Origin of the sequence: Olivibacter sp. LS-1, assembly GCF_008245145.1 — a bacterium.
Lineage (GTDB): Bacteria > Bacteroidota > Bacteroidia > Sphingobacteriales > Sphingobacteriaceae > Olivibacter > Olivibacter oleidegradans.
Genome location: NZ_CP041643.1, coordinates 6,008,928 through 6,022,866, shown reverse-complemented (window position 1 = coordinate 6,022,866; position 13,939 = coordinate 6,008,928). Strand labels below are relative to the sequence as shown.

At 41.3% G+C, this 13,939-nt stretch carries 11 protein-coding genes; 7 read left to right on the top strand and 4 right to left on the bottom strand.

Going from position 1 to position 13,939, the window contains the following annotated elements; all coding sequences use genetic code 11:
* The first annotated feature begins 17 nt into the window (after window positions 1-17).
* Complete coding sequence (gene tsaB, locus FKG96_RS25220) at window positions 18-725, top strand: tRNA (adenosine(37)-N6)-threonylcarbamoyltransferase complex dimerization subunit type 1 TsaB (RefSeq protein ID WP_130857889.1); 708 nt, start codon at window positions 18-20, stop codon at window positions 723-725.
* Here the strand turns inward: tsaB and FKG96_RS25215 are convergent.
* Window positions 722-3,376, bottom strand: coding sequence for a hypothetical protein (locus FKG96_RS25215; RefSeq protein WP_130857890.1), 2,655 nt, complete (start codon window positions 3,374-3,376; stop codon window positions 722-724). The two genes, tsaB and FKG96_RS25215, sit on opposite strands and share 4 nt — an antisense overlap.
* Window positions 3,377-3,465: 89 nt before the next feature.
* On the opposite strand from FKG96_RS25215, the gene FKG96_RS25210 reads away from it, so the two are divergent.
* A complete protein-coding gene (locus FKG96_RS25210; RefSeq protein ID WP_013663636.1) occupies window positions 3,466-3,852 on the top strand; it encodes a DUF423 domain-containing protein in 387 nt (128 codons plus the stop codon).
* A 31-nt stretch (window positions 3,853-3,883) separates the two neighbouring features.
* On the top strand, window positions 3,884-6,373 hold the full coding sequence (gene priA, locus FKG96_RS25205; protein WP_130857891.1) for a primosomal protein N': 2,490 nt from the start codon (window positions 3,884-3,886) through the stop codon (window positions 6,371-6,373).
* Here priA and FKG96_RS25200 read toward each other — a convergent pair.
* A complete protein-coding gene (locus FKG96_RS25200; protein ID WP_130857892.1) occupies window positions 6,370-7,101 on the bottom strand; it encodes a hypothetical protein in 732 nt (243 codons plus the stop codon). The two genes, priA and FKG96_RS25200, sit on opposite strands and share 4 nt — an antisense overlap.
* A 160-nt stretch (window positions 7,102-7,261) precedes the next feature.
* Between FKG96_RS25200 and FKG96_RS25195 the strand changes: the two genes are divergently transcribed.
* The gene (locus tag FKG96_RS25195; protein ID WP_130857893.1) at window positions 7,262-7,918 is read left to right on the top strand and encodes a protein-L-isoaspartate(D-aspartate) O-methyltransferase; all 657 of its coding nucleotides are present in this window, start codon (window positions 7,262-7,264) and stop codon (window positions 7,916-7,918) included.
* A gap of 48 nt (window positions 7,919-7,966) precedes the next feature.
* Here FKG96_RS25195 and smpB read toward each other — a convergent pair whose 3' ends face one another.
* On the bottom strand, window positions 7,967-8,416 hold the full coding sequence (smpB, locus tag FKG96_RS25190) for an SsrA-binding protein (protein ID WP_130857894.1): 450 nt from the start codon (window positions 8,414-8,416) through the stop codon (window positions 7,967-7,969).
* 16 nt (window positions 8,417-8,432) lie between these two features.
* Window positions 8,433-9,089: a metal-dependent transcriptional regulator gene (locus tag FKG96_RS25185; RefSeq protein WP_013663631.1), complete on the bottom strand. Its 657-nt coding sequence runs from the start codon at window positions 9,087-9,089 to the stop codon at window positions 8,433-8,435.
* Window positions 9,090-9,147: 58 nt separating this feature from the next.
* Between FKG96_RS25185 and panB the strand changes: the two genes are divergently transcribed.
* The 3 genes from panB to glgX all read left to right on the top strand — a co-directional run bounded on the left by panB (window position 9,148) and on the right by glgX (window position 13,939).
* Window positions 9,148-9,963: a 3-methyl-2-oxobutanoate hydroxymethyltransferase gene (gene panB / locus FKG96_RS25180; protein ID WP_013663630.1), complete on the top strand. Its 816-nt coding sequence runs from the start codon at window positions 9,148-9,150 to the stop codon at window positions 9,961-9,963.
* A gap of 113 nt (window positions 9,964-10,076) precedes the next feature.
* The gene (locus tag FKG96_RS25175) at window positions 10,077-11,555 is read left to right on the top strand and encodes a S10 family peptidase (protein ID WP_013663629.1); all 1,479 of its coding nucleotides are present in this window, start codon (window positions 10,077-10,079) and stop codon (window positions 11,553-11,555) included.
* Window positions 11,556-11,812: 257 nt separating this feature from the next.
* The gene (gene glgX, locus FKG96_RS25170; RefSeq protein ID WP_149106266.1) at window positions 11,813-13,939 is read left to right on the top strand and encodes a glycogen debranching protein GlgX; all 2,127 of its coding nucleotides are present in this window, start codon (window positions 11,813-11,815) and stop codon (window positions 13,937-13,939) included.

The following is a 13,939-nucleotide window of genomic DNA, read 5'->3' as shown; positions in this document are numbered from 1 at the left end:
TGAATGTTTTTTAGAAAATGAATATTTTACATATTGAAACGGCAACATCGGTTTGCTCTGTAGCGCTAAGCACTGATGGGGTAGTGCGAGCCTCTATAGACCGGCATGAACCTAATATTCATGCTTCGAAATTAACGGTTTTTATTCACCAGGTTTTAAACCAAGCGAATTGTAAAATTAACGATTTGGATGCTGTGGCAATCAGTAAGGGCCCAGGATCTTATACGGGTTTGCGTATTGGCGTGTCCACGGCAAAGGGCATTTGTTTTGCCTTAGACATCCCGCTAATTGCTGTTGATACCTTGGAAGCGATGTTTAAAGGATTCAGCTCAACGGTTGCTAAAACGAGCGGACAATCGGATCTTTTCTTTTGTCCAATGATTGATGCACGAAGGATGGAAGTTTACTCAGCCATCTACAGTGGGCAAGGGAATCAAATCCGACCTGTTGAGGCTCGGATTATTGGCGCGGATTCTTTTGAGGAGTTCTCGGAGCGACAACAAAAGATTGTTCTTTTTGGTGATGGCGCTAACAAATTTTCATCGCTGTTTGAAGGAAACGAAACGGTCGTAGTGTCCGGTAATTTTCTGAACTCGGCAAAATATCTTGTTGATGAATCTTGTCGAAAGTGGCACTGTGAGGCATTCGAAGATGTCGCGTATTTTGAACCTTTTTACTTAAAAGATTTTATTCCGACCACGCCAAAAAAGCACTTAAAGTCTTAGTCTAACTTATAAGCTGCTAATTTACGGCCATCCTTACTGATTAGCGCGTACCTATGTCCATCGTTCTTCAATCCGCCAAAATAGAACGGAGCATACCCTTCCAACGGAAAGCCCTTAGCGATTGAGCCATCGTCTTCAAATACGTACAAAAGCTTGGCATTAGTGGTTATACCAATGGTATGCGTTTTGTTGGCTGACGGAAAAAATAAGGGAGGTCCTGCAATTTCGGTATTGAAATTATGACTGAATAAGAGCGTACTGTCTTTACTTGAGTAGGCATAAAGCTGTCGATCATCAGCAAATATAAGCTCAGGAATGCTGTCGCCCTGTATGTTTTCAGTAGCAAAATGAAAGTTTTCCGTCCATTTTCCGAGGCTCGTTTTGGTTTGTCTTTTATCGAAGTAAAAACTTACTAGCATGCCGCTTGTATCGGTTGTAACAATTCGTGATTCAGATTGGTCGCTTGGGTTTGTTTCTACGCCAAAGTTATTCCGAAAAACATCGTTGCCGGTGCTTTCAAGTAACGAAACTAAATTGCCGTTATGATTGAATAAGTAGACCTGGCCACTGCTTGTCAGCGCTATTACATAATTGAAGTCTTCTAAAAGTGCCGTTTTCAAGTTAAATAAAATATGACCCTTAACAGTTTTGTTCTTCCATTCGGGTAATTCTTTTCCATTACTGTCATAGCCAAGAATCCGTTGCTCGGCTGGAATGAATATTTTTTCATAATCCTTATTGACACGAAATAGGGTCATACCAGCCGTTGCGGGATGGTTTAGCACAATGGGGAAGCCAAACATAGGAGAGCCATTGGGAGCAAATCTATACAGTCGTTCCGCTGTGTTGAAAACCAAACTTTTATCAGGAAGCTGGGAAATAGGCCCAAGGATCGGTCCTGACAAAGCAGTTCTCCACAACTCTTTACCTTCGGTTGAGAAGGCGTACAATCTATTGCTTTTATCCTGCGTAACAATAAAGTTCGTACTGTCGGTATAAGTCCAAACGCTGGGGGGATAGGCAATTTCACTGCTCAAATCGGCAACCCACTCCGCTTGTAAATTCGACTTATCAGCAGAAAGATATTTTGCGCTTAAATTGCTGTAGAAATTCCCATTGTATCCGCTCAGTTGAAAAGAAAATGCCTGAAAATCTTTAAAATTGAAATTTGCCGTATCGTTGTACACCTTCTCAAATGCCGGCTTTAAAAGTCGCTTGATATTCAGTTTTGCGTTTTCGTTATGAATAAAGAACGTGACATTAGATTTGTTTGCCTGCAGTCGGCTGAATTCTATAAAGGGAATGGTATTTATTAAGAGTTGCTTTTCTTCGTATTGTTTTCTGAGTTGCTGAAGCGTGCTAATGGTGTTCGCACAAATTAAATAATTATTGATTAAGGTGAAGTATGGCCGTTGAAAGGGAAGCATCGGATCACCAAACGAATAATACAATAGATTGGAATTGTCGAACCTGCGTATATCTTCTGTAACGGCAGTGGTGAGTTTTTCCATATTTCTTTCGAAAATAAGTGAGTCCTTCACTTTAATAATTCCTAAAGTTTCCCTTGTGGTTAACTCAATCGATGCGAATTCATTGCCCCACTGATTTAATAAGGCTGTATCGAGATCGATTTTTTTAGACGACTTTATCAGTGCTAGTTGGTCATTGATTCGATTTAATTGATTGCGTTTTTTTAGCAGTTCAGTCAATTCTTGATGGAAGCCCTTATAGTTAGAAAGGGCAAAGGCGGCATAAGCTGCGGTGTTTGCCGGGAGCACTCGCTTCAGCTCGCCTTCTACAGCCGACTGCTTGGCGTAGATCGATAGGTAATTACCCTTCGCCATGGCATGGTCCATACTACTCAACCCGCTAAACATGAGGGCATCACTTTTGAAATTCATATTCAGCGATGACATGCCCTTCAGTCCTTCCAATAATTGTATGTTATTGCCCGGTTTTGTTCTTATTAAGTTATTAACGAACTTAAACACTTCGCTATGGTTCAAATGAAGGTTAAGTATGGAATTGTCGTTCTTATGCCCATTTTTGGCTAATTCTTGAAGAAAATCGGCCGATAGATGTGTCGCTTTATCGTCTGTGGCCCGAGCAATTAAATCACGTTGATGGCTGAAAAACGCTACTCCTGATCTAAAGGCGACGTAAAAGGAATTGTCAAGCGCTCGTATTTTAATGCTATAGAGATAAGAAGATGTTGAATCGGCTGTAATTGTTCCCACACCTTCCAGGTTTTTCTGCAACATTGAGGCGGCGTTTTCGGGCGTCAATTTTGTTTTAAAAGGAATCGTCAATAGCCAGTTGATGCGGTCCTTTGTGGGATGAAAAGAAAAATAGAGCGTTTGCTTCGTCGTAGGTTCCGAAAAGTCAGGACTCTTTAAAAACTGTTTATGTAGATAGCTAAGTTCATGTTGTGTTTCCTTGCCAAGGATTGCTTCAAAGATTTTAAAATCGTTGAAGATGTTATAGAAAGACTTATCGTTTTGGAAAGATACCAAAAAAGCGGCATCTGCCGGGATATAGGCCAAAGCGTTGTTTTGATTGCGACTATTACTTTGTAAACTTGTAAAATATAGTATGGCCGCTGCAATTACTGCAACGAATAATATGCTGGTAATTATTATTAGCTTTCTCATGGGATATAAGCAAAGTTAAAAAATTAACATCGCACCAAGCGAATATGTAATAGGTTTATTAAATTAGCGGATAAAACTGAACTGACTACATGAACAAACGTATTATACTTACAGCTGCTTTTTTTGGGATGATAGCGGTTGTTTTGGGGGCATTTGGTGCACATGGTCTTTCGGGTCGAATAAGCGACCAGAGCCTGGATAATTGGCATACGGCCGTTAACTATCAATTTTACCATACGTTAGCCCTTCTCTTTTTAGCTACTTTTTCGCGCGCAAAGAACATATTGATCAATCTTTCCTATATTGCTTTTACAATCGGTATATTTTTCTTCTCGGGCTCATTGTATTTGTTATCTACACGTGAGCTAACAGGAATCAGTGCCACACATATTTTGGGGCCTATAACACCCTTGGGAGGATTGGCCTTCATCTTAGGTTGGGCCAGTTTGTTTTTAGCTACCCTGAAAGGGAGGTAGTTGGCTCCACATTTTTATAATCTTATTATTTATGTTAGAACTTCAGGCGGAAGGACATCAACAGGAAAGAACTACAAAGTTTGTTGATGTTATACTGCCATTAGCTATTTCGAAAACTTACACTTATCGTGTACCTTATGAACTGACGTCGTCGGTGGCTGTTGGGAAAAGGGTTATCGTACAATTTGGAAAAAGTAAGATATACGCTGCAATTGTCTATGCTATATCATCAAAAGCACCCGAACGCTATGAGGCGAAATATATATTGGATGTTTTAGATGATTCACCGGTCGTTACTGCAGATCAGTTGAAGCTTTGGGATTGGGTGAGCGACTATTACATGTGTCATATAGGCGAGGTCATGCAGGCTGCCATGCCGGCCGTTTTCAAACTGGCCTCCGAGACGAAAGTAATGGCATCCGATCGATTGGCTTTGGTAGACAGAACTTCCCTCAATGATAAAGAATTTCTAATATTGGATGCTCTTGATTTGGCCGGCGAGCTGAAGGTGAGCGACATCATGAAGTTGTTAGGACAAAAAACGGTGTTCCCTATATTAAAAAGCCTGTTTAATAAAGATGCCATTGTCATATCTGAAGAGCTGCGGGAACGTTACAAGCCAAAGAAAAAGGCGTTCGTCGTTCTCAGCTCCTTTTTTGATCAGGGCGAGGAGCGGCATCTGCTTTTGGATAGTTTAGAGCGTGCCCCTAAACAGCAAGATGCCGTATTAGCTTATTTACAGTTGCGTAAAAGACAAGAACACATAGCAAAGAGTGAATTATTGGAAGCAAGCGGCTGTGGGCAGTCGGCCTTAAAGGCTTTGATAGATAAAGGCGTTTTTATCATTGAGGAGCGCGTTGTAAGCCGGTTATATGGTGAAGATGTTTTCGTGGAGTCCGGTTTTGATTTAAGTGCAGCGCAGCAAGAGGCGATTGAATCAATACAGCGTCAATTTTTAGAAAAAGACGTCGTGTTACTTCACGGTATTACCGCTTCCGGTAAGACCCAGCTATATATTCGCCTTATTGAAGCGGCGCTTACACAAGGAAACACGATCCTGTATCTTCTACCCGAAATCGCTTTAACTTCACAAATAGTAGAACGTCTCCGGATATACTTCGGACAGGAAGTGGGGGTCTATCATTCCCGTTTTAATGATAATGAGCGGGCAGAAGTATGGCAAAAAGTTTTAAAGGGCGAGATTAGAGTAATTTTAGGTGCTCGATCGGCCGTCTTTTTACCTTTTCAAAACCTGGGCTTGATCATTATAGACGAAGAACACGAAATTTCTTTTAAGCAATTCGATCCCGCCCCTCGTTATCATGCCAGGGACACAGCGGTCTATCTTGGACATTTACATCATGCAAAAGTGCTGTTAGGGTCAGCTACACCTTCTATTGAGACCTATTACAATGCCAAGTCAAACAAATATGGATTAGTGACCTTGTCGCAACGATATGGTGAATCTAAGCTTCCGACGATCCGTATTGTGAGCTTAAAGGAAGAAGGTCGTGATAAGCGACTGCAGTCTTATTTCAGTGAAGTGTTATTAAATGAGATTAAGCAGGCAATAAATAATAAAGAGCAGGTAATTCTTTTCCAGAATAGAAGAGGGTATACCCCGATGCTGTTGTGCCGCACTTGTGGATACACTCCGAAATGTACAAACTGTGATGTTAGTTTAACTTTTCATAAGAGTACAGGTAAATTACATTGTCATTACTGTGGATTTAAAGAAGAGCAGATCCAGGTATGTCCTGCTTGCGGATCCACGCACTTAGAGAATAAAGGTTTTGGCACGGAGCGGATTGAAGAGGAACTGTCCATGTTGATTCCGGAAGCCAAAATCGGCCGTCTAGATTTGGATTCCACAAGGGGGAAGGATAGCTTCGAACGGATAATTACCGACTTCGATGAGCAGCAGTTCAATGTGCTTGTTGGTACCCAAATGGTAGCAAAAGGATTGGACTTTGGTAAGGTTACCGTTATTGGAATTATCAATGCAGACGCCTTGATTAATTATCCCGACTTCAGAGCTTTTGAAAGAAGCTTTTCTTTGTTGTCGCAAGTAAGCGGTCGTGCCGGAAGGAGAAGTTCCGCAGGAAATGTTATTATACAGGCTTACGCAACCCAGCATCGCGTACTCGAGCAGGTCGTACATCATGATTATGAAGGGATGTTTATGACTGAGGTTCAAGAGCGGAAACATTATGCTTACCCACCTTTTTATCGATTGATTAAGATTGACGTAAAACACAAAGATCAAAACGAGGCGTATAATGCTGCCCAACGTTTGGGTACCTTACTGAAGGAGGCCTTCGGTAATCGGGTTTTAGGTCCCGAAACGCCACTCATTTCGCGCATCAGAAATTATTTTATTAATACCCTGCTGATTAAAGTCGAACGTGATGGAACCAGTATACAAAAAGTAAAGACGGCTCTTCGCCAGCTACTCATCACTTTTGAAAGTAACAAGGCAAATAAAGGAGTTTTTGTGCAACTGGATGTGGATCCTTATTAATATAGATTGCCAAAATTAAATTGTACACTCAGGATGCCAACAGGGCCGAAATAATACTCCCAACCTTTTTCAGTTGGTCTTTTTTCAGTCGTTTCATCGTGGGCAATTTCTATCTTTTGAAAACTGTAAGCAACGGTTAGGTTGCTCTCGGCGGCTATGGTCACTGTAGGGATAATATTAAATTTTAGGCCGATAAAGGGAGATGCCAATATCGCATCTTTCCGATCGATAACAGCATCATTTGTAACGTTTATATCGCTGCCATTCATGTATGAGCCTTTGTATTTCTGGTATGTATAACCGAGATCCAGACCAAAGTAAGGCTGTAAACGCGTATAGGTTATATTTTTTTCAAACCCAATCTTGATGGTTGTGTTTTTTAAGTTTCCGTTGCCACTGCAATTGATGCAATTGCCATTGAGCGAAACATCTTTGTCGAAATACGAGCCGGCGATTCGGTAGCTTATTTGGTTGTCATTAAACTTGAAAAATAAACCATTAAATGCCGATGAATAAAAATGTTCACGTGTAGTTTGGTCCAGTATTTTGGGGAATTGTTCGTAGGCGAAGGCTCGTAATCCAACTGAATATAAAAACTCGGAAAAACGAGGTCCTTGCTTTTGGGGGATATGAATCGGTTTGTATGCTAGCGTATCAATACGTGTAATTTGCGCACACAATGGAAAACTTATACTAAAGAATACTAAGGCCAAAAGTACTTTCCTCATGTTATTACATTTAACGATCCAAAGACGCTAGAAAGATATGAAGATTTTGTCGAATGCGCCAAAAAAGTAAAAAATAATACCCAAGTCCTGAATTAATTAGGAGTAGACCATCCAAACGAGCTTCTTTTAATGCCAAAACAAACGTATTTTTGGAAGAGTAATGGCTTATAAATTTGTAGACAACTATCGGGAAAAAGGTGCCAGAAAGCAACTGGTTGAAACATTAAGAAAAAGAGGTATTGCTGATGAGGCAGTATTGAGCGCTGTTGGAAAGGTGCCACGCCACTTTTTTTTTGATGAGACCTTTTGGACACAAGCGTACAAAGACATCGCTTTTCCTATAGGCGACGGACAGACAATCTCTCAACCTTACACGGTAGCCTATCAAACGGAGCTGTTGCATATTAGGAGAGGGGATAAGGTGCTTGAAATTGGAACGGGTTCAGGTTACCAAACATGTATTTTACTCGAACTTGGAGCCGAAGTTTTTACCATTGAACGGCAAACTAATCTTTATAATAGGACTATTAAAGTGCTTCCCTACATGGGATACCAAGCCCACTTTTTTTTAGGAGATGGTTCAAAAGGATTGCCTCAATATGCTCCTTATCACAAAATTATTGTAACAGCAGGTGCACCTTTTGTGCCCGAAATCATGTTAAAACAATTAGCCATTGGAGGTATATTGGTTATCCCGGTAGGTGATGCAAAGACACAAAAAATGGTGACGGTTATTCGTACAGGTGAACAAGATTTTGAGAAGATCGAACTTGATACCTTTCGATTCGTTCCGCTTGTAGGCGATCAGGCCTGGTAGGTTTTACATCCTGTGCGCCGTCAGGATGCAAAGGCGTGGTTGCCGATGTTACAGCTTATAAGTTCGTGACAATTCCCTTTTTGTATCCCGTTCTTTGATACTTTCCCTTTTGTCGTAATCTTTTTTCCCTTGAGCAAGTGCAATTTCGACTTTCGCATACCCCCGCTCATTTACGAAAATCTTTAGCGGAATTATCGTGAAGCCCTTTTCTTCCCCTTTAATTTTTAATTTAGCTAACTCTTTTTTGGTCAACAGAAGTTTTCTGTCGCGCTTTGATTCATGATTATAAAAGGAGCCATGTGAATACTCAGCTATATGCATATTCCGAATATACAAGCCATCATTTAAGAACGCGCAAAACGCATCCCCTATATTCGCCTTGGACTGCCGGATCGATTTTATCTCGGTTCCCAATAATTGAATACCGGCAATATACTTTTCAAGGATATGGTATTCATAATAAGCCTTTTTATTCCTTATATTAATGTCGTTAGACATAACTCTTTATCTTAATCTATTTAATAAAAATGTTCTCGGCAACCTTTTGCGAAATGGTAGTCGTTTTCCCATCTATTTCAATCTCCATTGATCCATCAAAAGCGAAGCGCTTCTTGATCAGGATGGGGTCACCAATAGCTATGCCAAGTTGAGAGACATATTGTAAAAATTCAGGACTGTTATCTTTCACTGCATTTACCTTTTTCTTGCTTCCCAACGTGGCTTCTGCCAGGGTCTTTCTTTTTTCTGTAACCAGCACCCCTTTAGCAGAGGGAATTGCATCACCATGAGGATCAAATTGTGGACAACCGAGATACTTGTCCAATCGCTCAATCAGTTTTTCAGATTTGATATGTTCAAGTTGTTCAGCAACTTCATGTACTTCGTCCCAACTAAACCCTAATTTATCAAATAAAAACGTTTCCCAAAGGCGATGTTTTCGCACCACGGCAATTGCATGAGCGCGTCCTTGATCCGTTAAGGAGATTTTGCCATATTTTTGGTAATCTACTAAGCCCTTTTCCTTTAATTTCTTTAGCATATCTGTGGCGGTAGCAGGTCGCACGTGAAGCTGTGAGGCAATTTGATTCGTGCCAGCTTCTTGTTGGCCATTGCTGTCCTCTGCAATATGCAACAATACTTTCAGATAATTCTCTTCAGTAATCGATAACATAGGGGCAAAGGTAAAGAAAAAGTGGTCAACTATACCTACCTATTATTACCTTTGCTATATGTCGATACATAAAGAAGTTAGAAAAGTTACGGTAAATAGCATCTTAGAGATGAAAGCTACCGGTGAAAAAATTTCGGTATTAACGGCTTATGATTATACCATGGCAAGTATTTTAGATGCAGCGGGTGTTGATATAATCTTAGTGGGTGACTCGGCTGCCAATGTAATGGCAGGTTACGATACCACGTTACCAATAACCTTAGATCAGATGATATACCATGCCGCCTCAGTTTCCCGGGCAATCAAACGAGCCATGCTGGTGGTTGATTTACCTTTTGGAAGCTACCAGGGAGACCCATATGATGCTCTAAAAGCAGCCGTACGGGTTATGAAAGAAACGGGCGCCCATGCGCTGAAATTGGAAGGCGGGATAGAAATCAAAGAAGCTATCAAATTAATTATCAATGCCGGTATACCGGTAATGGGACATCTCGGACTTATGCCTCAGTCGATAAACACGTATGGTGGTTACGGTTTAAGGGCGACCGGTGTACATGAAGCGCATAAATTGAATACAGATGCGCAACTTTTGCATGAGTTGGGTTGTTTTGCCGTTGTGTTAGAAAAAATTCCCGCCAAACTGGCGAAAGAAGTAACGGATCATTTGCGTATACCAACCATTGGTATAGGCGCAGGTTCGGCAACGGATGGACAAGTGCTGGTTGTTCATGACTTATTAGGGTTGAATAAGCATTTTAAACCAAAATTCGTTCGCCAGTATTTGCAACTTGATCAACTGATTACCTCCGCGGTTCAACAATACATCGCAGATGTGAAGGCCGTAGAATTTCCGAATGATAGCGAGCAGTATTAAGTATGAATAAGCTGCTTCGTGACCAAAGGTGTTAAGATAGTTTGTAATATTGTTGTAGAACACACAGCCTTTTTGAACTAATCGCTATTTTTATAGCAATCAAATCAGCTTACATGAAAAAAATCTGTCTACTTGCTTTATGCCTGTATCTATTTTTTAGTAAATCCTTTGCGCAACCGGATCCACCGGCCGATACGGTTATCTCCACGAAGCATACCACCGTCATTAAAGGGAGCAAAATTGCTTATAATACAAGCATCGGTATGCAGCCGATATGGAATGACGAAGGCAAAGCCATTGCAACGGTCAACTATACCTATTATGAACGATCGGACGTAAACGACAAAAAGCATCGACCCTTGGTGATCTCGTTTAACGGAGGGCCCGGTTCGGCGTCCTTATGGATGGAAATTGGTTATACAGGACCGCGGATTCTGACTTTGGATGATGAGGGCTATCCGGTGCAGCCATATGGAGAGATGCGCGATAATCCCTATTCTATTTTAGATGTAGCCGATATCGTTTACATTAATCCTGTAAACACCGGCTATTCAAGAATTCTGGATAAAAAAACAGATAAGTCACTGTTTTTCGGAGTAAATGCCGATATCAAATACTTGGCTGCCTGGTTGAATACCTTTGTTACCAGAATCAATAGGTGGCAGTCTCCCAAATATCTAATTGGAGAGAGTTACGGAACAACGCGTGTATCGGGCTTGGCACTTGAGCTTCAGGATGCGCAATGGATGTATCTTAATGGAGTCGTTTTGGTGTCTCCAACCGACCTCGGATTAAAAAGAGAAGGGCCGGTAGACCTTGCCTTGCGGCTCCCTTATTTTGCGGCTACGGCTTGGTATCATAAGGCGCTTGGAAGCGATATGCAGCAAAAAGACTTGGATCAATTACTGCCTGAAGTTGAAGAATTCACCGTAAACGAATTGTTGCCCACGGTAACGCGAGGTGGTTCGGTACCGATGGCCGAGAAACAACAAATTGCGTCGAAAATGGCGCGATATGCAGGGATATCGGAAAAGTTAATACTTCAGAATAATTTCGACATATCTACTCAGTTTTTTTGGAAAGAACTGTTGCGTGATAGAGGTTTAACCATTGGACGTTTGGATTCGCGCTATCTTGGTAAAGATAAAAAAGATGGGGGCGAGCGGCCGGACTATAATGCTGAGCTTAGCTCCTGGATGCACTCCTTTACTCCCGCAATCAACTATTATGTTCGCAACGAACTGAATTTCAAAACCGACGTAAAGTATAATGTCTTTGGTTCTGTATATCCTTGGGATCGTAGTGATGATCATACAGGCAACGATCTACAACAAGCCATGGCAGAAAACCCTTATCTGCATGTCATGGTGCAATCCGGCTATTATGACGGTGCTTGCGACTATTTTAATGCTAAATATAATTTGTGGCAAATGGATCCTGCCGGGAAGTTTCAGGATAGAATGTCTTTTAAGGGATATCGCACAGGGCATATGATTTACATGCGGCAGGTGGATTTAGAAAAAGCAAATGATGATCTGCGGGAATTTATTGCTAAGTCGACCGTAAAGAGCGGCGTTCCTGCAAAATATTAATAATATTATTAAAAATAATACAAACGCCTGAACATGCTGTTCAGGCGTTTTTTTTTGAAGGTGATATAGAATTGAACACCTTTCGGGAGTTGAAAAAAAAAGCGCCCCAGTAGTCCGTATTCCCTAAACAAAAGCCCGATACGCTTGTTCAATGAGAGTCGATATCTTAAGAAGTTCGTCACCACGGCAATTATTTGCAGGATATCGAAGAAGCTTACGCAGAATCCTTGTTACAGATATAATGAGATTTAAAAACTATGGAACGAAAAGTCTACCCTGGTAGTCCCTATCCGCAAGGGGCCACCTATGATGGCAAAGGAACGAACTTCGCTTTATTTGCCAGACACGCAGAAGGCGTTGAACTTTGCCTCTTTGATTCAGATCAATCAGATGCCAATGAAGAACGAATACCTATCAAAGAAAGAACCCATGATATTTGGCATATCTACCTTCCGGATGTGAAACCCGGACAGAAATACGGCTATCGGGTCCATGGCCCCTATAAACCGGATGAAGGACATCGCTTTAATCCAAATAAGCTTTTGATGGATCCCTACGCCAAGGCAATAGCCGGTGTTATCAAGTGGCACGAGTCTATTTTTGGATACAATATCAAAGATGGTGAAAAAGACCTAAGTTTTAACGAACAAGATAGTGCCCCATATGTTCCCAAATCGGTTGTTATCGATGATTCCTTCGATTGGGGGAACGATCGAAAGCCTAATGTTATGTACCATCAGACCATCATCTATGAAGCACATGTTAAGGGGTTCACTTATACACATCCCGATATCCCGGATAATATCCGAGGTAGCTATGCAGCTATCGGTCATCCCACAACTGTTCAATATCTAAAAGATCTTGGAATTACTTCCATAGAACTCTTGCCCATTCACCATTTTGTAAATGACTGGCATCTCCAGGATATTGGCCTAAGCAATTATTGGGGCTACAATACGATAGGTTTCTTTGCACCTGATGTAAAGTATAGCTCCAGTGGCATGAATGGTGAGCAGGTTACAGAGTTTAAACAGATGGTGAAAAATCTACATGAAGCAGGTATCGAAGTGATTTTAGATGTAGTATACAATCACACGGCAGAGGGTAACGAATTAGGGCCAACGCTAAGTTTTCGTGGCATTGATAATAGCTCTTATTATCGGCTTACTGAAGATGGTCGTTATTACGTAGATTATACCGGTACCGGAAATACTTTGAATGCCAACCTGCCAAATGTGCTGCAACTGATTATGGATAGTCTTCGTTATTGGATTTTAGAAATGCGTGTTGACGGCTTCCGTTTTGATTTGGCATCAACGTTAGCGCGCGAGTTTCATGACGTAAATAAGCTGAGCGCATTTTTTGATATTATCCACCAAGATCCAATTATCTCGCAGGTAAAGTTGATTGCAGAGCCTTGGGATATCGGAGAAGGGGGGTACCAGGTAGGTAACTTTCCTGCAGGCTGGGTGGAATGGAATGGAAAATATCGTGATTGTATACGCGATTACTGGCGCGGAGAGGAAAGTAAATTAGGTGAATTTGCCTCTCGATTTACCGGTAGCTCCGATTTGTATCGGGATGATTACAGAACACCCACAGCCAGTGTAAACTTTATTACTGCGCACGACGGTTTTACTCTGAATGATTTGGTTTCTTATAACGAAAAACATAACGAAGCCAATGGCGAGGATAACAACGATGGGGAGAGCCATAATCGCTCTTGGAACTGTGGAGAAGAAGGTCCGACTGATAATTTGGAAGTTTTGGCGTTGCGGTCTAAACAAAAACGGAATTTTTTAACCACCTTGTTTTTATCTCAAGGTATTCCTATGTTATTGGGTGGCGATGAATTGGGACGTACACAACAAGGGAACAACAATGGCTATTGCCAGGATAATGAAATATCATGGTATAATTGGAAAGAGGCAGATCAGGACTTGTTAGCCTTTACCAAAAAATTAATAAACTTAAGAAAAAGCCATCCAACCTTTTGCCGCCGAAAATGGTTCATGGGACAGAAGATAAAGGGTGCCGGTGTTGAAGATATCGTTTGGTTTTTGCCGGAAGGCAATATTATGCCGGACGAAGCATGGGATAATGATACTGCTAAATCGCTCGCGGTTAATCTAGATGGTAGAGGGATTAGGTCGGTAGACCCTAAAGGCAATAAAATTTACGACGATCATTTTTATGTAATCTTCAATGCTCATCATGAGCCGATTGATTATAAGCTTCCAAATGAAAAATATGGAAGTAAGTGGACTAAAGTATTAAATACCGACGATGCACAGGTAGAAGATGAGAATGGTTATCAACCGGGTGATGTCATCAAAGTGGCCGGGCGTTCCGTTGTTCTTTTTCATGCCCCTTTACAGGGTTAA

What these genes read in the sequence shown, in the direction of transcription:
- tsaB (WP_130857889.1), top strand. Translation starts at nt 18, where the DNA reads ATGAATATTTTACATATTGAAACGGCAACATCGGTTTGCTCTGTAGCG.
- FKG96_RS25215 (WP_130857890.1), bottom strand. Translation starts at nt 3,376, where the DNA reads ATGAGAAAGCTAATAATAATTACCAGCATATTATTCGTTGCAGTAATT.
- FKG96_RS25210 (WP_013663636.1), top strand. Translation starts at nt 3,466, where the DNA reads ATGAACAAACGTATTATACTTACAGCTGCTTTTTTTGGGATGATAGCG.
- priA (WP_130857891.1), top strand. Translation starts at nt 3,884, where the DNA reads ATGTTAGAACTTCAGGCGGAAGGACATCAACAGGAAAGAACTACAAAG.
- FKG96_RS25200 (WP_130857892.1), bottom strand. Translation starts at nt 7,101, where the DNA reads ATGAGGAAAGTACTTTTGGCCTTAGTATTCTTTAGTATAAGTTTTCCA.
- FKG96_RS25195 (WP_130857893.1), top strand. Translation starts at nt 7,262, where the DNA reads ATGGCTTATAAATTTGTAGACAACTATCGGGAAAAAGGTGCCAGAAAG.
- smpB (WP_130857894.1), bottom strand. Translation starts at nt 8,416, where the DNA reads ATGTCTAACGACATTAATATAAGGAATAAAAAGGCTTATTATGAATAC.
- FKG96_RS25185 (WP_013663631.1), bottom strand. Translation starts at nt 9,089, where the DNA reads ATGTTATCGATTACTGAAGAGAATTATCTGAAAGTATTGTTGCATATT.
- panB (WP_013663630.1), top strand. Translation starts at nt 9,148, where the DNA reads ATGTCGATACATAAAGAAGTTAGAAAAGTTACGGTAAATAGCATCTTA.
- FKG96_RS25175 (WP_013663629.1), top strand. Translation starts at nt 10,077, where the DNA reads ATGAAAAAAATCTGTCTACTTGCTTTATGCCTGTATCTATTTTTTAGT.
- glgX (WP_149106266.1), top strand. Translation starts at nt 11,813, where the DNA reads ATGGAACGAAAAGTCTACCCTGGTAGTCCCTATCCGCAAGGGGCCACC.